General features: G+C 41.0%; 15 protein-coding genes. All 15 read right to left on the minus strand.

Annotated elements, in window-relative coordinates; genetic code table 11:
- Positions 1 to 227 precede the first annotated feature (227 nt).
- The 15 genes from kimA to EP1_RS00345 all read right to left on the minus strand — a co-directional run bounded on the left by kimA (position 228) and on the right by EP1_RS00345 (position 18839).
- Positions 228 to 2051, minus strand: a complete 1824-nt coding sequence (kimA, locus tag EP1_RS00275) for a potassium transporter KimA (RefSeq protein ID WP_067621673.1) — start codon at positions 2049 to 2051, stop codon at positions 228 to 230.
- 262 nt (positions 2052 to 2313) lie between these two features.
- Positions 2314 to 5049: a YhgE/Pip domain-containing protein gene (locus EP1_RS00280; RefSeq protein WP_067621674.1), complete on the minus strand. Its 2736-nt coding sequence runs from the start codon at positions 5047 to 5049 to the stop codon at positions 2314 to 2316.
- Positions 5050 to 5203: 154 nt separating this feature from the next.
- Positions 5204 to 5524, minus strand: coding sequence for a hypothetical protein (locus EP1_RS00285; RefSeq protein WP_067621675.1), 321 nt, complete (start codon positions 5522 to 5524; stop codon positions 5204 to 5206).
- Position 5525: 1 nt separating this feature from the next.
- Positions 5526 to 6458: an NADP-dependent oxidoreductase gene (locus tag EP1_RS00290; RefSeq protein ID WP_067621677.1), complete on the minus strand. Its 933-nt coding sequence runs from the start codon at positions 6456 to 6458 to the stop codon at positions 5526 to 5528.
- Positions 6455 to 6919, minus strand: a complete 465-nt coding sequence (locus tag EP1_RS00295; RefSeq protein ID WP_067621680.1) for a GNAT family N-acetyltransferase — start codon at positions 6917 to 6919, stop codon at positions 6455 to 6457. Before EP1_RS00295 ends, EP1_RS00290 begins: the two co-directional genes overlap by 4 nt.
- Positions 6920 to 7026: 107 nt before the next feature.
- Positions 7027 to 8904 carry an ABC transporter ATP-binding protein gene (locus EP1_RS00300; protein WP_376717050.1) on the minus strand — a complete coding sequence of 626 codons (1878 nt, stop codon included), beginning with the start codon at positions 8902 to 8904 and terminating at the stop codon, positions 7027 to 7029.
- Positions 8897 to 10636: an ABC transporter ATP-binding protein gene (locus tag EP1_RS00305; protein WP_067621689.1), complete on the minus strand. Its 1740-nt coding sequence runs from the start codon at positions 10634 to 10636 to the stop codon at positions 8897 to 8899. The genes EP1_RS00300 and EP1_RS00305 overlap by 8 nt, the downstream gene beginning before the upstream one ends.
- 379 nt (positions 10637 to 11015) lie before the next feature.
- Positions 11016 to 12470, minus strand: coding sequence for an AcpB/EbpR/MafR family transcriptional regulator (locus EP1_RS00310; protein ID WP_067621690.1), 1455 nt, complete (start codon positions 12468 to 12470; stop codon positions 11016 to 11018).
- Positions 12471 to 12725: 255 nt separating this feature from the next.
- Positions 12726 to 12941 (minus strand): hypothetical protein, encoded by a 216-nt coding sequence (locus EP1_RS00315; RefSeq protein WP_067621691.1) that lies wholly within the window; start codon positions 12939 to 12941, stop codon positions 12726 to 12728.
- Between the two features lie 183 nt (positions 12942 to 13124).
- Positions 13125 to 13262 (minus strand): helix-turn-helix transcriptional regulator, encoded by a 138-nt coding sequence (locus EP1_RS13640; protein WP_311796520.1) that lies wholly within the window; start codon positions 13260 to 13262, stop codon positions 13125 to 13127.
- A 283-nt stretch (positions 13263 to 13545) separates the two neighbouring features.
- A complete protein-coding gene (locus EP1_RS00325; RefSeq protein ID WP_067621692.1) occupies positions 13546 to 13917 on the minus strand; it encodes a type II toxin-antitoxin system PemK/MazF family toxin in 372 nt (123 codons plus the stop codon).
- A gap of 37 nt (positions 13918 to 13954) precedes the next feature.
- Complete coding sequence (gene alr / locus EP1_RS00330; RefSeq protein ID WP_067621694.1) at positions 13955 to 15082, minus strand: alanine racemase; 1128 nt, start codon at positions 15080 to 15082, stop codon at positions 13955 to 13957.
- Between the two features lie 19 nt (positions 15083 to 15101).
- Positions 15102 to 15452 (minus strand): holo-ACP synthase, encoded by a 351-nt coding sequence (gene acpS, locus EP1_RS00335; protein WP_067621698.1) that lies wholly within the window; start codon positions 15450 to 15452, stop codon positions 15102 to 15104.
- A 146-nt stretch (positions 15453 to 15598) separates the two neighbouring features.
- On the minus strand, positions 15599 to 17152 hold the full coding sequence (gene cshA, locus EP1_RS00340) for a degradosome RNA helicase CshA (protein ID WP_067621700.1): 1554 nt from the start codon (positions 17150 to 17152) through the stop codon (positions 15599 to 15601).
- A 337-nt stretch (positions 17153 to 17489) separates the two neighbouring features.
- Positions 17490 to 18839, minus strand: a complete 1350-nt coding sequence (locus EP1_RS00345) for a UDP-N-acetylmuramoyl-tripeptide--D-alanyl-D-alanine ligase (protein ID WP_067621701.1) — start codon at positions 18837 to 18839, stop codon at positions 17490 to 17492.
- Positions 18840 to 18853: the final 14 nt, after the last annotated feature.

Raw genomic sequence — 18853 nt, forward strand, 5'->3', positions numbered from 1 at the left:
GTTAGTAATTAATGCTGTTTGATATTACATCTATTAGCGATTAAAATCAACCCTTTTGTTCAAAAAATGAAATGAATCCGTTTCAATCGATTAATCTTTGATTATTTCTTAAAAATTTCGCTTACGAACCGCCTAAAAAAAAGTAGCTCTGATTTAAAAAAACAGTTTGGAAAATCTGCAGACAAAAAGAGCGCCCCGTCATAACGGCACGCTCTTTCACGAACTCACTATTTTTTTAGATGGTAATTATAGGTACTGATAATAATATCGTCGCGATAAGATAAACGGAAGCGCAGACGCATCGCCGTTTGATTATGCAACGAGCGTTTCCACGTTCTATTAGGAACAAATTCTGGAATCAAAACAGTCGTTGTATAATTGTGTTCGCGTGCATTTTTACTTACCCGATCCACGTAACGACTGACTGGGTTAACAATCGAACGATACGGCGAACGAACGACTGAAAAACGAACATCTGGGAATTTTTCTCGAAATTCATGACGAATCTCTTTTTCCTTCTCTTCATTTTCTTCCAAAGAAACGTGCATGGCGATTACATAATCTCCGATTGAACGGGCATAATTAATCGCTCCAATATTCACTTGTGTCACATTACCGACTAGGACAATCACTGTATTTCCTTCATATTCATGTAATTCGACCTCATCTGATAGCCGCAACTGTTCCGCAACATTTTTATAATGTTTATGAACTTGGTAAAATGCAAAAATCAAGATTGGCATAATGATGAAGAAGGGCCAAATATCTGGTAAGCGATACACAAACAAGATGAGAACAATTGCAAAGGAAATCAAAGCACCAATGATATTAGCAATAGATTTTCTGACCCAGTGCTGACCTTCTTTACGCCATTTTAAAACCATTCCGGTTTGCGACAAGGTAAAGGGAATAAATACACCGACTGAATATAATGGAATCAAACGTTCGGTCGAACCTTGGAAAATCAACAATAGAATAATTGAGCCTAACGCTAATGTAATGATCCCATTGGAATACCCCAAGCGATCTCCACGATCTTGATAGCGGTGAGGCAAGAATTTATCCTTTGCCAAATTATAAGCTAAGACTGGGAAGGCTGAAAATCCTGTATTAGCAGCCACTGCCAAAATCAAGGCAGTCACAAATTGTAGCAGATAATAAAAGATGCCTTTCCCAAAAACAGCTTCTCCAACTTGTGACAACACCGTCACTTTTTCAGTCGGAACAATTCCAAACCAATAGTTCAAGAAAGTGATACCAGTGAAGAAGAAGCCGAGAATCACACCCATCATCGCTAAAGTTCCGGCTGCATTTTTGGCCCGCGGTTTCTTAAAGAACGGTACGGCATTACTAATCGCTTCGACCCCAGTTAATGAAGAAGAACCTGATGAAAATGCCCGCAACAGCAGTGCGATTGATATTCCTGGAACTACTGCGCCAACCTGGGTCGTTGCATGCATCGGTGCGGCACCAGAAAAGATTTTTACTAAACCCACGATAATCAAAATAGTAATCACTGTAATAAAGCTGTAGACCGGAACCATCAACAGTCCCGCGCTTTCACGCAAACCACGTAAATTCATCAACATCAATAATAAAACAATAATGACAGAAATTAAAACACGATGATGATACAAGGCGGGAATTGCAGAAGCAATTGCCTCAGCACCAGCCGATACAGAGACCGCCACGGTCAGCATATAGTCGATCAAAAGTGATCCACCTGCGACCAAGCCAGCATTCTTCCCTAAATTTTCACTACTCACGACATATGCGCCGCCACCATGAGGATAGGCATGGATAATTTGACGATACGATAAAATTAGGGACGTCAATAAAACCAAGACTACTGCCGCAATGGGCAAAGAATACCAAATCGCCGCAGTTGATAAGGTAATCAGAACGACCACGATCTGTTCCGTTCCATACGCAACAGAAGACAACGCATCAGATGAAAGCATCGCTAACGCCGCAAAACGTGATAAATTTTGATCATCATTTTCAGACGACTTCAGTGGTCGTCCAACCAGCAAGCGTTTAAGATAATCCACAAGACTCACTCCTTTTTTTATTAATTAACCTATTTATTTTTCAAATAAAACCGCAGATGATTTTCAAAGTCCTGTAAACTTTGATCATCGGAATATTTACCTATTTAGCACTGAATTAACAGCTTTAAAAAAGGCAAACAAGCGAAATATTACTCGTCCTCAGACCAAATGTCAATGCTTTTTCAACGGTTTTTCATAACTTAAGTAAAACATGAAAGCAGACAAAACAACAGAAATACGCTGTTGTTTTGTCTGCTTGATTTTAATGAAAGATTTTGCTCTCATGAGCGACTTTTGTCAGCTTCGTCAAATGCGGCTGCAAGACTGGATATGCCCAGGTTCCTAAGATACCAAAGACGACAAACAGTACGATCATAATGATGATATCTTGGGTTGCGTTTGGCCAATAGATTCCTCCAGCACTCTCACGCAACAAGTTGACAGCATGCGTGAAAGGTAGCCATGGATTGACGGCTTGGAAAAACTTACCGGAGACTTGAATCGGATAGTTCCCACCTCCACCGGAAATCGACAGTACGAGGATAATGATGGCAATCCCCTTACCGACCGTTCCAAACAGAGCCACTAGCACATAAACGATCATCATAAAGGCTAGCGCAACTAAAACAGCAAAAAGGACACTGTAAACCGGATTTTTCACGTAAACCCCTAACAAGAACATATTTCCCAGCGTTACGATCAAAGCCTGACCGACGCTGACCACTAAATACGTCAGCATCCGTGCACCGAACTGCTCCCGTTTTGTATATTTTCCGCGATCTTTTTTATCTAAGAAAAAATCCGTCGTTGTGACACTTGAGAACAACACTGCGCCGACCCATAAACACAAAGCCGTGTAAAACGGCGTACTCGCCGAACCGTTATTCGCGATGGGATAGAGCGTATTGGTCTCTAAATCTACTGGAGTCGTGAAAAAATCACTTTCTTTTTGTGCATCTAGTTTCAATAGTTTTAAGACTTGACCAAAGTCGATCGTCTGGTCCCCTTGTTGGATGGCCTTTGCTGCCTTTTGGATTCCTGCACGTAAGGATGGGTAATCATTTTGGATCAAATCTGTTGCAAGATTCAATGCACTCTCTACTTCCGGCATTTTATCGTTAGCAATTTTTAATCCGCCAGTCAAATCTTTTTTCACGCCCGGCCAATCATTTTGCATGAAGTTAGCGGCCAACGCCAATTTTTCCTCAACAACTGGCAATTCGTTGTTATAAAGATCAACACCGGTATTGATGCCATTGACGATGTCATTCATATGACCATTCAACAGGATATTGGCGTCATGTACTTCTTGACCAATCGCCGGCATTTGCTTTTGATATTTCTCTAAGAAGGTGATGGCATTGCTTACCGTGCCTTCGGTCGAATTCAATAATGAAGTAAAATCAATTTGCTGCGCTTGATCTAAAACACCTTGCGCAGTCGTGATCGTGTTGATCAATTTATCAAGGATCGAGCTGACCGTTTGACCGACTTGTTCTGCGTTAATACTATTGACAACATCGGCTACATTTTTAGCCGCCTGTTGAACCTGCTCCAAAAATTCTTTAGCTTGAGTAATATCGCCATCTTGGATAGCAGTGTTCAAGCGATTTAATCGATCATTCAAATTACTTAAAGTTTGTTTGGCATTTGTTAACAGCGTTAAAATATTGCTTAGTTTTTGACTGGCATCGGTATTCCCATTTTTATCTGCTAAGTCTTTCATATTTTGAATCATCGTTGAAAGTGAATCAAGCGCAGTCTGTTGATCTTGATTGCCTTTAATAAAGCTATTAATCAATTTACCAAGAGTATCTTTTTCTTCTTGGCTCAATTGATTATCTTCTAATGCCGTTTCAATAGATCCTGCTAATGAATTGGTTGTCTCCGCTACTTGTCCAACTGATTGCAAGGTTACTTGTACGCTGCTAGAAATACTTGGTACCGCTGCTTTCAGTTTTTCTGCCCCGTCTTTAGTTGTTGAGGCAAAATCTTCGGCTTGATTTCCCAATTTTTGAACATCTGGTAAGATCGTTTGCACTTGATGAATGATGTTTAACCCTTGTTTTGCTTCATTAATCCCGTCGTTCATCGTCTTTTCAATTTCAGCAAAGTCACTGTCGACTTGGGCGATTTGACTACCCGCTTGTTGAATCTCAGGAATCTTTTGCTGCAGAGTCAAGATGACGCTAGCTTGCTTCTTGATCTCCGGCATTTTTTGATTTAACGTAATCAATTTTTGCCCCATCTCGTCTACTTGAGGTAGATAAGCCGAGAACTCATTGGCTTTTGCTAATTTGTCTTTTAACTCTGGCATTTTCCCCTGAACTTCAACAACTTCTTGAGTATATTTATCGATTTCGTCTAGATTATCATTAGTCGTTAAAATCAAATCTTTGACCTTATTGATGCTGACTAAGTTTGCGTCGATATCGTAACCAATCTCGTTAAAGACCTTTAACAGAGTCGAACTAGCTGTCTTGATAAATTCTTGGCTGATTTCTGTCTGAATCGAGCCTGCCCCCTTGTCGGTAATTTTCGGAGCAATCGCATTGATCTTCTGATTTAGATAGTATTCAATCTTCGGTTTTTTGATATCACCTGAAGTAAAGCTCAATAAATCTTCGGAAAATTCTTTGGGTAAATAGATTCCGGCATAGTACTTCCCAGATTTGACGCCTTCAACAACTTGTTTTTTTGAATCGACAAAGCGCCAGCCTAACTGTTTATTCTTATGCAGATTTTTGACGACTTCTTTTCCAATTTCGACATCTTTATCTTGAAATTTTGCCCCGGCATCGGCACTGTAGACCGCGATCGGTAATTCTCCCGTATTGGCATAAGGATCCCATAGCGCTTTGATATTGAACCAAGCATAAAGAGAGGGGATGATGACCAGTGCAGCCATCAGTAAAATGGCAATCGGATTTTTAGCAATCCGTCGCCAATCTAATTTAAAAAGTGTCCATGTATGTTTTAGAGATTGAAGAACTTTCATTGATTTCACCTACTATTTTTTCTCGCTGAACTAATGTAGCACGGAATTTCGGCTAATTTCAATTCTCTCAAGCAGCTGAAATCACCTTTTTTGACATTCCTATTCATTTGTCACAATTGTATCCCTTTTCACTCGTGGAAAGCTAAAGAAACGCTTAAAGAACTAATTTTTTCATCTTAATAAAGCGATCTAAAAGCTGATCGGTCAATGCTTCAATTTGTTCTGAATCACCCGTTTCTGCTGCTAAATTCAAAATGGGGGTCACTTCCAGATCAAGCAAACGAATCGGTCGAACTTGCTTACCTTCTTGTTCCAGAGTCACCGCCGGATGAGGAACCTTATCCCCACAAGGTCCTGCTATCAAATAAGCCAACTGATAGTCACCGTCAAGTTCTCGCAAACGATAATAGCCGTCTGCTAAGTCTTCAGTACCTTCAAAATTTTTTCTTACTAACAGCCACTTTTGTTGATCCATTTTAGTCCACCTGCTTAATGATGAGCTTGCCAGCAGCGGGGTGGCCTTCTAGTTTTTCATGCGCCGCAACCACACTGGCTAACGTAAAGGGCAGCACCTCCGCAATCGTTAAGTGAAGTTTATCAGCTAATTCTGCTAATTCGGTTAATGCTTCATCATCTGAATACTCTTTGGAAGGGGCAAAAGATAAATAATTTCCGCTCTTTTTCGTTTTGCTCGGTAGGGCATTTAAGGCCACAAAGTTTCCGCCTTCTTTCATGATCTGCTGCCCTGCTTCCCCAGCCTGACCACCTTTAGTCGCATCAATGACCGTATCTGCTTGATCCGCGAACTTTGCTCCGACATCCGTCTCATCATAAGCTGCAAATTGATCAGCTCCCAAACTACGCACCAAAGCTTCATTTCGTTTAGAGGCCGAGGCCAGCACCGTTTTGCCTTGTTGCTTCAAAAATTGAAGCAGCAATGAACCGACTGCCCCCGATGCTCCTTGCACCATGACGGTCTCACCAATTTTAGCGCCTAATAGATGCGTGACTAAATTATAAGTGGTCAGCCACGGTGTCACCGCTCCTGCAGCCATCTCCCACGACATAGTTGCTGGTTTTTTTACGACTTTTTTTCCAGGAACCACGACTTCTTCACCATACGTTCCGCCAATCGCATGAATGATTACTTCATCGCCAACCTTAACATGAGCAATTTTATTACCGACCTCGGTCACGATCCCTGCCCCATCATTCCCTAAAACATAAGGAAACTTCAGTGTCCGAAATTCACGCATCTTTCCTTGACGCAGTGCCACGTCATATGGATTAATCGCAAAAGCCTTTAATGCTACCCGCACATGGCTCTCGTCAACCGGCCGTGCCTCCGCCTCGATCTCGATTAGTACGTCTTTTGCTGTCCCATAATCTTTCATCGCAAAACGTTTCATTTTTCTCCATCCTCTCTTGTTAAAACCATCGGCTGAAAACGAATTCCAGAAACTACCTCTTCCTGCCCCACACAGCGAAAACCTAGTCTTTTATAGATCGGAATAGCGTAAGGAGAAGAATTGACCGTCAAGTGATTCGGTGTCAATGCTAAAAGCATCGCTTGATACAGCTTCTTTGCTATTCCTTGCCGATGATACGTTTCATCGACAAAAAGCAAAGCGATATGAGCTGGGAGTCTGACCGCTAGAACACCCACAATTTTATGATCCTCTTTCCCACACCAAATCCGAACTTGACCAGTTGTAACTTCCTTTTCGAGCGTTTCAGCCAGATACAGCATAAAATGAGTAATTCCCTCATCAGAATAATCCGGTGCTTCAAAAGTCATAAATACTTTTTTTATCAGCTTTTTAGCTTCAGGGAGCTCTCCTTCACTCAGCTGTGAAATATCAAGCGTCATCTTCTACTTCCTCTCCTGTATCTTTACTTTCATTTTAGCGGTAATCTTTAACTTGTTCCAACAATAAGGCACACCTCACATCCGCGAGGTGCGCCTTATTTCTTAATTTAATCCAATTCGACTTTTCCTGTATATAACTGGTAATACATTCCATGCTCGGCTAATAGACTCTCGTGGTCGCCGCGTTCAATGATTCGTCCATGATCCATCACCATGATCACATCTGAATTTTGAATCGTTGATAAGCGATGGGCAATCACAAAGACGGTTCGGCCTTCCATCAAGCGATCCATACCAGATTGAACAATCCCTTCTGTTCGGGTATCAATACTTGAAGTGGCCTCATCCAAAATCATGACTGGCGGATCAGCAATCGCTGCCCGAGCAATCGCTAGTAATTGGCGCTGGCCTTGTGATAGTCCTTCACCATCCCCCGTAATGACGGTCTCGTATTTTTCAGGTAAATGTTGGATAAATGTATCTGCATTAGACAATTTTGCGGCTTGATAGACTTCTTCATCAGTCGCACTTAAATTTCCGTAACGAATATTTTCTTTGACCGTTCCGGTAAACAAATGTGTATCTTGCAACACGACCCCTAGAGAAGATCGTAGTGAATCCTTTTTAATTTTCTTGACATTGACACCGTCATAGCGAATTTTACCATCTTGGATATCATAAAAACGATTGATCAAATTCGTGATGGTAGTCTTGCCCGCTCCAGTTGCGCCAACGAAAGCCACCTTCTGACCCGGCTCTGCATACAAATTGATATCATGTAGAACTAAATGATCGTCCTCGTAACCAAAATTAACATCTTCAAAACGAACATCTCCAGTCAAGCGGACATAAGAAATGGTTCCATCTTCATGAGGATGTTTCCAGGCCCAAGTGCCGGTCCGTTCTTTAGTCTCAATCAACTCACCTTTGACTTCTTTGACATTTACTAACGTCACATAACCATCATCAACTTCGGATTCTTCATCTAACAATTGGAAAATCCGGTCAGCACCAGCCAAAGCCATAATCACAAAATTGATTTGCTGTGAAATTTGACTGATGGGTCCATTTAACGAACGACTCAATTGTAAGAATGATGCAATCATTCCGACAGTTAAGGCGGAGACACCATAAACAGCAAACAATCCTCCGACAATTGCGACTAAAACGTATTGAATGTTCAACAGATTCATCATGATCGGCATTAACGTATTCGCCGTGGCATTCGCTTTTGTGGCACTTTCCTGCAGCTGATCATTGATCACATCAAATTCCTGCATAGCGACTTCTTCATGATTGAATACTTTTACGACTTTTTGCCCGTGGATCATTTCTTCGATATAGCCGTTGACTTTTCCTAGAGAACGTTGCTGCTCACCAAAATAGCGTCCACTTCGATTCGTAATAAAGCGTAGCATTACGAACATCAATGAAACCGAAGCAATTACAAAACACGCTAAAGGAATACTCAATGAAAACATCGCGATAAAAACCGAAACAAAAGTTACTAGTGCCATCATCAAGTTAGGAATACTTTGTGAGATCATTTGCCGCAAGGTATCTGTATCATTCGTAAAATGACTCATAATATCCCCATCAGCATTTGAATCAAAGTAGCGCAATGGCAAGGTCTCTAAATGTTCAAACATTTGATCACGAATTTTTTTCTGTGTTCCTTCTGAAACTTTTACCATGATCAAGTTATATGAAAGCGTCCCGGCAATCCCAACGACATAAATCAAGGCCATCGTCATGATTGCTTTTAAGAGGCCTGTGAAATTCGGATTATTTTGGCCAATCAAAGGCGTGATATAATCATCGATTACAACTTGTAAAAACAATGAACCCCGTACATTAGCAAAAGCGCTCAGTAAAATCATGAAAAAGACAACCACTAATTGTACTTTGTGTTCTTCAGCCATGATTTTCAGCAAACGTTTGATGGTTCTTAATGGGCTTGATTGAGCAGTGGTCTTCTTATTCATCATGTCCACCAAAACCTTTCTGTTGGGATTCAAAGATTTCTTGATAAATAACATTATTTTCAAGTAATTGAGCGTGCGTTCCAATGCCATTAATCTTTCCATCATCTAAAACAACGATGCGATCGGCATCTTGGATCGAACTCACCCGCTGCGAAATAATGAACGTCGTCGTCCCAGGAATTTCTTTAGCTAGTCCCTCACGAATCGCGCGATCGGTTTTGGTATCGACAGCACTAGTAGAATCATCTAAAATTAAAATTTTCGGTTTTTTCAACAACGCCCGCGCGATAGTTAAACGCTGCTTCTGTCCGCCGGAAACATTATTGCCGCCTTCAGCAATCAGCGTGTTGTATTTTTCAGGAAACTCTTGAATAAATGAGTCTGCCTGAGCAATCGTCGCAGCCTGGATGACCTCTTCTTCAGTAGCTTGCTCGTTACCCCAACGCAGATTTTCAATGATTGTTCCACTGAACAATACATTGTTTTGTAACACCATCCCTACCTGATCGCGTAACGTTTCTAAATCATAGCGACGAACATCATGACCGCCGACTTTGACGACACCGTGGGTGACATCATAAAGTCGTGGAATCAATTGAACTAAACTAGATTTTGAACTCCCGGTTCCGCCAACAATTCCGATTACCTCACCTGAAGCAATTTTCAAATCGATCTTTTCTAAAACTAGCTTATCCATATCATCTTTGTAACTGAAACAAACATCGTTAAATTCCACCGATCCATCAGGAACTGTGGTCAAGGGATTGGTTCCATTTTTCAAGTCACTCTCTTCGCTCAATACTTCGGTGATTCGAGTGGCTGAAGTTCGCGCAATCATCAGCTGAACAAAAGTCATCGACAGCATCATTAAACTCATCAAAATTTGCATCGTGTAGTTGAACATACTGACTAATTCACCCGTAGTCAGATTGCCTTTATCTACAATCAATTCCGCTCCCAGCCAAGAAAGCAAGAGCATACAAGTGTACACCGCGACTTGTAGCAATGGCATATTGAAGGCTACGATCCGTTGCGCTTTAGTAAAATTATCAAAAACCAGTTGTGAAACTCGACTAAATTTTTCTTCTTCATAATCTTCTCGTACGTACGATTTCACAACACGAATCCCTTGCAGATTTTCATGCACAACATTGTTCAAACGGTCATAGGTGCGAAAAACCTTTTCAAACAATGGATGCGCAAAACGAATAATCAAGCCCAACCCTACAATCATAATTGGAACGATCACTAAATAAATCATCGATAATTCCCGATTGATGTGGAAAGTCATTACGAGTGAAAATATTAAAATCAAAGGGGAGCGAACTAAAATCCGAATCACCATTTGATAGGCGTTCTGCACGTTCGTTACATCCGTCGTCATCCGCGTAATCAAACTCGAACTAGAAAAGCGGTCGATATTTGAGAAGGAAAAACTTTGAATCTGCTCAAATAAATGATGTCGCAGATTTTTTGCAAAACCTGCAGAAGCAATCGCGGCTGTTCTTCCACCTAATGTCCCCATCGCTAACGCAAATAAGGCACAAAAAAATAGCAAACCTCCGTAACGTAAAATGGCATTGGTATCACTTTTTTCAATTCCATGGTCAATCAATCCTGCCATAATCAAAGGCATAATAACATCCATGAAGACTTCTCCCATCGTAAATACGGGAGTCTGTAAACTCTGTTTCTTATATTCACCGACATTCGCCAGCAATTTTTTTAACATCTACTCAATTCCTTTCTATCGTCCAGCAGCTGTCGCCGCTTCTGGGTAGTATTCGAATAAATTATTGCCTGATATTGCAACTGCGCGCTATTACTAGTTACTCATTATAGAAACTCACTAGCTATAAGTATAATGAGTTTCTTGCAAAAACTCTAACAAATTAGCCCTTTTTCATAAAAAAGAATAAGGGGTGTGACAAAAATCTCGTCACACCCTTTATTTCGAATCACTGGTATTTCAAAAGGAACTTTCTCGAAAATAAGCCAAACATTTCTGTTCGGACCGCCCTCACCTTTAGTCCATTGTATTGTGAGTAGCTACGAAGCTTGTTTGATTCAAATAAAATTCCCTACCGATTGATTGATCAGAAGCATCCTCGTTAACGAATATTTTTTACATAGGAGCCAATCGTTGAGAGGTCACTCTCAGTTAGAAAATCATCCACAATTTTTAAGTTTCCATAAGCATAATTCTTAATTGGATAGTTGGCAACCACTAGATCGTATTCCTTAAAATGATCAGTGCATTCTAAAGATAAAGCCGAATTTTCATAGACCTGCGTTACCACCCGGTAATAAAAACGACTTTGAATCAACTCTGCCAGCATTTCCGCATGATTTTTGCCAGAATCGCTCACGACTAAAATTTCTACTTTGGTCGATTGAAGGTCTAATGAACGGGCTAACCCTTGCCACTCCTTAAACAGAACGGTAACCACTGAAAAATAAAAACTACTGAACCAAGGATCACCCGTAACACGTTCCATTCGCAAGAGTAATTGATGGACATATTTTGTAAAATGGGGATACTGTGTCTTAGCATTTCTAGAAAAATACGCCGCTGAATCAAATAGAATCGATTGTGTATAGGGATATACCTGATAACTCGTATGAATTCGTAATAGTTTTTGAACAAGAATCTTTCGCTGCATTTCTTCTAATGATAATTCATAGACACTCTCCAGCTCACCGATAAAACTGACTAATTGTTCTGAAATCATTTGGCAGCTAGGCTCAAAGCGCGTCAGGAAACAAGAACAAAATAAACTATTGGCCACTTCATAATACCAATGTTCCGTAAGAATGTAATTTGAATCCTCTAGAATTCTTTGAGCAGCCGGCCGCAAGGTAAACAGCTCCTCCATCAACTCGGGACTCAAACCTAATCGTTCTTTTTCCGATAAGACAAATCCTTGTGAAGTCCGAACGATGATAATCGCCAACAAATAACTGCTCTCCAACATTTCTCGGTCGTTATAGACAATCCCGAAAGAATCATTGGCAGTTTTGATAAACTCAATGATCTTTCCGCGATCAACTTCAAAAGGCCATTCATTCAAGCCATATTTTTCCAAAAAGAATTGAACATAAAAGACTCGGACCCACCGTTCCTTTTCCGCTGTAATCTGGAAAGGCTTGCGCTCTAAGGTTAAGCCTTTGTCTTGCAAAACTCTGTCGATCTGCTTAAGCATTCGATAAAAGGTTGCTTCACTAATATACAATTCGTTAATCCAGTAATCCATATCTTCATTGGGACGAAAAAAGAGCCGCTCTAAAAAAATAAAAGCTTCCGATTCTTCCATTAAATTCCGAGCCAATTGCCGGGTCTTATTGTGCAGCGCATTATTTAAACGCAAACCATTTGTACGAGAATACTCGATACCGACATGTTCGCTCCAAAGATCGTTGATCGCTTCGACATCCGTTAAAATCGTTTTTACTGAACAGTCTAATAACTCTGCAACCATTTCTGGATTTTGCCATCCAATCAAGTCTCGTAAAATACCGATAATGGCCAACCGTCGTTGGGTTGTGTTTTTAAGTAATCTTCGCACAATAATCCCCTCCACAATCAATTATAAAAATTATTCAAACAAAATACATTCTCATATATTATAGTATTCTTTTGTCATTATATCATAAAATAATTGTGCCAAAACGAGAAGAACGCTGAATTTTAGTTAACTTAAATCAATAAATAATAGTATTGTTTAACGATTCCATTATTTTTATTTTTTACGTTTACTTCAGTCTTTAACCCCCAGGCAAATCAACAGACTGGATCGAAAATAACAAAAACAGGCTATTTTTCAGCCTGCTCTTTCCAATCTTTTTTTCAAAATATAGCGAAGGATATGAGCGCTGATCATTGTTGTAAAAACAAATAATGTGATAATTTTTATCCCTGTTGGAACGTAGCCAGGCGGCCCTGGTACACCGACCATCGCTCCAATTATCATCAAACATATACCACCTAAATTATAGGTAATCAAAAGTAATTTATTGATTTTCTGAATCCGCTCCATGATTCCCTTCCCCTTTCGAAACCCATCGCTCATTTAGTGCGTACTTAGTGTAAATATTCTACGAATCTGCTAAATAGTCTAAAAAACTAGGCTCAGCTTGTCCTAAGAGAACCGTAATACTTTTCCGATAAAGCTTGCTAAGGCAATCAGTTGATTGTAATCAGGAGTACTCTTGTTCAATTCTCACTTAGAAATTGTTTGCGGTGTAACATGTAGCAGTTCTGCAATTTGTTTCTGGCTCAGCTTTTTTCTTTGTCGAAAATATCTAAGTTGTTCACCGATTTCGACCATCATACTCCCCTCATTTCTTTTCTCTTTCATTACACTTATTATACAATGGAAAACTTTAAGTTTACTACGAAATCGATGATCGAAAATTCGGTGCACAGCCAAAAAAGGACACAACGAATCGTTGTATCCTTTTTGGCTGTAGACCTATCAAGGCTTGAGAGCCCCAGTAGAAGTTGTAACCCTTTTTTAGAATCACCACTAAAAATTTTGGGAAAATCCATATAGTTGTTCGAGCTTCCTCATTACGCTAGTTTTGAACAATTTAAAAGGGCGCAGTGTATCACCGCCCCCTTTTAAGCCACAAATATCTACTTTATGTAAAATTCGGTGCAACTGCCGACAAACCTTCAATTCCGACACTAATCTGTAGGGCTGCATCGACTTCTGCCATCAAACAATGATCCAAATGACAAACCTTTTCCTTCAACCGTGATTTATCAATTGTACGAATTTGTTCCAATAAAATTACTGAATCCCGTTCAATTCCTGTGTCGTTTGATTTGATTCCGATATGGGTTGGCAGTTTAGGCTTCGCCATTTGAGCTGTGATCGCTGCGATAATAATTGTTGGGCTGAAATGATTACCCAAATTATTTTGAATCACTAACACCGGGCGAATCCCCCCTTGTTCAGAACCAATAACTGGCGATAAATCTGCAAAATAGATATCACCACGTTTAACCATAATTTTCCTCCCAAAGATCATAAGTATTTTTATTTGATTATTCTTGATAAATTCTTGGCACACGCTCTGAAAGCATGCAGCAAACTTCATAATGGATTGTTGCTAAATGATCGGCTACAGCTTGCATCGTAATCTCTTGACCATTGTTTTTACCGATTAAGGTAACTTTTGTTCCAACTTTAAACTCCCGTGGCAAGCGAATCATCAACTGGTCCATACAAACACGTCCAATAATTTCACAAAACTCACCTTCAACCAATAATGAAAAACCTTGCATTTTGCGTAGCCAGCCATCCGCATAACCGATTGGAACCGTTCCGATCCACTCTTTTTCCGAAGTATCATAGGTCTTCCCATAACCAACACCTTCACCGGCTGCCAATTCTTTTACTTGGATCAATTCAGAAACTAGTTCCAGTGCAGGTTTCAAAGGATAAGTCTCTGGCAATTCATGACCTGATGGATTCAAGCCGTACATCCCGACACCGTACCGAATCATGTTTCCAGGCATTTCTGTATCATGCCACAAAGCGGTCGCACTATTACTCGAATGAACATAACGCGGTAAATGGTCTAGCGTATCTGTGACCGCTTTAAAACGCTCTGCCTGTTTATGCCAATAAGCAGTATCTTTTTCATCTGCCGTGGAAAAATGTGTAAACAAGCCTTCCCAAATCATATTGGGGGAAGCTTCGATCATTTCTGCTGCTTCTTTGACCTCCGCAGGTGTTAGGAAGCCGATCCGTCCCATTCCTGTATCAACTTTGATGTGGAGCTTAATCGGTGCGGTTGTTTCTTCTAAATCTTTCAAAACTTCTTGCGCTTCCATCAACCAGTCTTTGGTAGCAACTGTGATTGATAAATCATAGTCCACTACTAGAGACAAATAACTTGGAAAAACGACGCTTAACACTAAGATTGGTTCAGTAATACCGGCTTCCCGCAATTCGATCGCTTCATCTAACGTTGCGACACAAAATCCGGTGGCACCTGCAGCTAGTGCAACTTGTGCCGTTGCGACTGCTCCGTGACCGTAGCCATCGGCTTTAACGACCGCAAACAATTCAACTCCTGCTGCCAAACGCTCCACTTCATGTTTGATATTTTCTTTTAATGCTTTCCTATGTATGATAGCTCTTGTAGGTCGATGATAGGTAACAACCATAAACTAAGTATCCTTCTTTCTATTCTTCTAGCAATACTTGTGCAATCGCTAGGTCCTCTGTATGGGTCAAGCTGACAAAAACTTTCCCCTGATGAGGTGATTTGGTAAAGGCGGGTGCTCCATTGTCATCGCGTAAAATCTCTAAATCTTGAAAACTAACTTTTCCGATCCCAGTTCCCCACGCTTTAGAAAATGCTTCTTTGCACGCATATCGCCCTGCTAAAAATTCTACCTGACGATGGGGAGAATGGCTAGCAAAAAGGGTTTGTTCTGCCGGAGTTAATATCCGTTCCACAAAATGTGGCCGCCGTTCGATAATTTTTGCGACCCGGTCCAGCTCTGTCGCATCAATTCCGATCCCTTTGATCATATTTTCAACCCTTTCACATAATACCTTTATTTTACCAAAGACTTTTTTAAATGCTACGATTTTTTTTAAATAATTCTTACAACCTTTTTTAAATCAAATAAAAAACCATCAATCAAAAAGATTGATGGCTTTAATCAGTCACACAATTAATCGTTTGAGTTGTTACGGATCACGAAGCCACGTTTCTTGTCATTGCTGTGATTCGTATTTTTGTTGTTGCTGCGTTGCTTGTTGTTCCCGTAGTTTTTATTTTTGTTACGGTCACGGTCACCACCACGGTCTTTACGGTAGTTATCCTTGCCACGGCTGCCGCCACGGTTATTCCCACCGCCACGTTTGCCGCCGCCACGATTAAAGCCGCCTTTTTTATTTGAAGGCAATGGGCGTTCCGGTGTGATTTTCACAGGAACGGCATCAGCAGGATCTTTGGCTGTCGTCTTCAATAATAAAGCCGCAAGCTCTTCTGGTGAATAAGTTGCTAATAATTCTTTGGCTGATTCATTGTATTTTTCTAGGCTGTCAGAATTTTCTTCCATTTGGCTTTGGATTTGTTCCATCGCTGCGCCTAATTGACCTTTGAAGGCCTCTTTTTCGGTTGGCGGACGCATTGGGTTCATGCGTTTCTTCGTCAAGTTTTCGATCACGTGCAAGTAGCCCATTTCGTTTGGTGTAACGAATGTTACCGACATACCACCTTTACCAGCACGACCAGTCCGGCCGATCCGGTGAACATAACTTTCTGGATCTTGTGGAATATCATAGTTGTACACGTGTGTAACACCTGAAATATCCAAACCACGTGCGGCAACGTCTGTTGCTACTAAGATATCTAAATCGCCACGTTTAAATGAACGCAATACGCTCATCCGTTTTTGTTGCGACAAGTCACCGTGGATGCCTTCTGCTTTGTAACCACGTGCTTCTAATCCGCGTGCCAATTCATCAACACGGCGTTTTGTACGTCCGAAGACAATAGCTAAATCGGGCGTTTGAACATCAAACAAGCGAGTCATAACATCAAATTTTTCATAATCTTTCGCCCGAACATAATATTGATCGATCAAATCAGCCGTCATTTCTTTGGCTTTGATTTTCACATGTTCAGGATTTTTCATAAACTTCACGCCGATTTTTTTGATTGCATCAGGCATTGTTGCTGAAAACAACAATGTTTGGCGTTCTGCAGGGACTTTACTGATGATTTTTTCGATATCTTCTAAGAAGCCCATGTTCAACATTTCGTCAGCTTCATCTAAGACAAGTGTTTCAACTGTTTCTAATTTCAAGGTGTGACGGTTGATATGATCTAGCATCCGACCAGGCGTCCCTACAACGATATGTGGACGATCTTTTAATCCACGAATTTGACGGCCGATATCGGCTCCGCCGTAGACAGCTTGAACACGGATTTTTTTATCACGACCTAAACGATACAATTCTTCTTGTGTTTGGATCGCAAGTTCACGGGTTGGTGAGATTACTAAACCTTGCAACGCATTGTTGGTCGTGTCGATCTTGTCTAACATTGGTAAACCAAACGCGGCCGTTTTACCAGTCCCTGTTTGAGCCTGACCAATTACGTCTCTTCCTGCTAATGCTAATGGAATCGTTTGTTCTTGGATCGGTGTTGCTTCTTCAAAACCTGCGCGTTCAACCGCTAATAATAATTCTGGTGCTAATTTTAGTTCTTTGAATTTCAAATGATATCCTCCTAATGTCTGTTGACCTTATCATTTAGAGCGTATGGTCTGGTATCCACGTTCGGTCTGCAACTGTCCCTATAGTTGCCGTCCTTGGCGATACTACCGAAAAACCGCTCTGCGAAGTCAGGCGGAAGGATCATCTCTCACAAAAAGTGGTTGCGACATCGTCCGCTAAGAAAAATGCCCCAACCACTTCCTAAAATAATTGGTAAGCCGACGAATCGATCGTCAGCGAATCTTTAATTTATTGGATGACTCATTCAATCATTACTTCATTTCTCGGCAATGGCTCATTTTAGCACATCATTTCATTTTCTGCAAGTTTTCACTACGCCTACAAAAATTCCACGACTTCAATCAAGCCCATTCCGTTGCTGCCTTTCAAAACAATGCTGTCTTCTGCTTGCAAACTGTTCTTGATTGCAGTCATCAATTGCGACTTGTCATTTTTACTAAAATAATGGACTGATAAAGTTGGATAACGATCTGCTAGGGCTAGTTTTAAGCCTTTCATTTCATCGCCATACAAAAAGATCTCTTGGAAATCTTGATCGTTGATGTGCTCCACCATACTGGTATGCAGAGAAAACGAGTTAGTGCCCAACTCCAGCATGTCCGCCAAGACGGCCAAACGGCGACCTTCAGTTGGCAGCTTTGCGAATGTATCCAATACTAGTCCCATCGCTGTTGGATTCGCATTGTAAACATCACTTAAAATGTCTGCACCATTGCTAGCTTTCAACCACTGTGTTCGATTTTGAGTGACTTGAACATATGCCAATCCTTGAAAGATTTCATCGTTATTCAAACCGAACCAACGGCCAATTGCCATAGCGATCAACGCATTTTGGACGTTGTAGCTGCCAGGCAGCGGGATTTGGTAGCCGGTGTCATCGACAGAAAAAACCGTGGCACCTTTACTTTCATTTAAAATCGTTGCGGCGATATCGCCTTCTTGGATTCCAAAAGTCTTAATCGTCTGGGACAAAGAATGTGTCCGCTCTTCTAATAATGGTTCATCTGCCGGAATGATCAACAGACCATCTGCCGATAAACCTGTCGTAATTTCCAACTTCGCTTCGGCAATCTTCTCACGCGAACCTAAATTTTCAATATGAGCTTCCCCAATGATCGTGATGGCGGCAACATCCGGTTCAGCCAACTCAGACAAAACGCTAATCTCGCCAGCGTGATCCATTCCCATCTCCAGAATCAACTTCTCAGTTCCTTCCGGCATATGCAAGATCGTATAAGGCAAGCCAATATCATTATTATAATTACCTTGTGTTTTATATGTCCGAAACTTTTGGCTAAGGACTGATTCAGTCATATCCTTGGTCGTCGTTTTACCATTCGAGCCAGTAATTGCGATCACATCTGGATTTTCTTCTAATAAATAATAGCTGGCTAACGCTTGAAAGGCCAGCAGCGTATCCTTTACTAGAATCACCGCGATACCTTCAGGCGCAGTCTCCGGAGCGTGGCTCCACAGCGTTGCAGTTGCTCCGTTTTCGATTGCTTTTACTACAAACTCATGGCCGTCGTTAGTTCCTTGTAACGGAATAAACAGATCACCGGCCTTAATTTTTCGTGAATCGAATTCGACACCAGTAACGGTCACCTCGTTTTCCGTCAATACTTCCCCTTGAACGGCCCTGCTGATGATTGTCGTTGAAAAATTCATGGTGTTCCTCCCAA

Origin of the sequence: Enterococcus pseudoavium NBRC 100491 (assembly GCF_001544295.1) — a bacterium.
Lineage (GTDB): Bacteria > Bacillota > Bacilli > Lactobacillales > Enterococcaceae > Enterococcus_A > Enterococcus_A pseudoavium.

Coding starts and splice junctions, on each gene's coding strand:
- EP1_RS13640 (WP_311796520.1), bottom strand. CDS start 13,262: ATGAAAGAGAAAAGAAATGAGGGGAGTATGATGGTCGAAATCGGTGAA.
- alr (WP_067621694.1), bottom strand. CDS start 15,082: ATGGTTGTTACCTATCATCGACCTACAAGAGCTATCATACATAGGAAA.
- EP1_RS00305 (WP_067621689.1), bottom strand. CDS start 10,636: ATGTTAAAAAAATTGCTGGCGAATGTCGGTGAATATAAGAAACAGAGT.
- acpS (WP_067621698.1), bottom strand. CDS start 15,452: ATGATCAAAGGGATCGGAATTGATGCGACAGAGCTGGACCGGGTCGCA.
- EP1_RS00285 (WP_067621675.1), bottom strand. CDS start 5,524: ATGGATCAACAAAAGTGGCTGTTAGTAAGAAAAAATTTTGAAGGTACT.
- EP1_RS00290 (WP_067621677.1), bottom strand. CDS start 6,458: ATGAAACGTTTTGCGATGAAAGATTATGGGACAGCAAAAGACGTACTA.
- EP1_RS00280 (WP_067621674.1), bottom strand. CDS start 5,049: ATGAAAGTTCTTCAATCTCTAAAACATACATGGACACTTTTTAAATTA.
- EP1_RS00300 (WP_376717050.1), bottom strand. CDS start 8,904: ATGAATAAGAAGACCACTGCTCAATCAAGCCCATTAAGAACCATCAAA.
- EP1_RS00345 (WP_067621701.1), bottom strand. CDS start 18,839: ATGAATTTTTCAACGACAATCATCAGCAGGGCCGTTCAAGGGGAAGTA.
- EP1_RS00325 (WP_067621692.1), bottom strand. CDS start 13,917: ATGGTTAAACGTGGTGATATCTATTTTGCAGATTTATCGCCAGTTATT.
- EP1_RS00295 (WP_067621680.1), bottom strand. CDS start 6,919: ATGACGCTTGATATTTCACAGCTGAGTGAAGGAGAGCTCCCTGAAGCT.
- EP1_RS00315 (WP_067621691.1), bottom strand. CDS start 12,941: ATGGAGCGGATTCAGAAAATCAATAAATTACTTTTGATTACCTATAAT.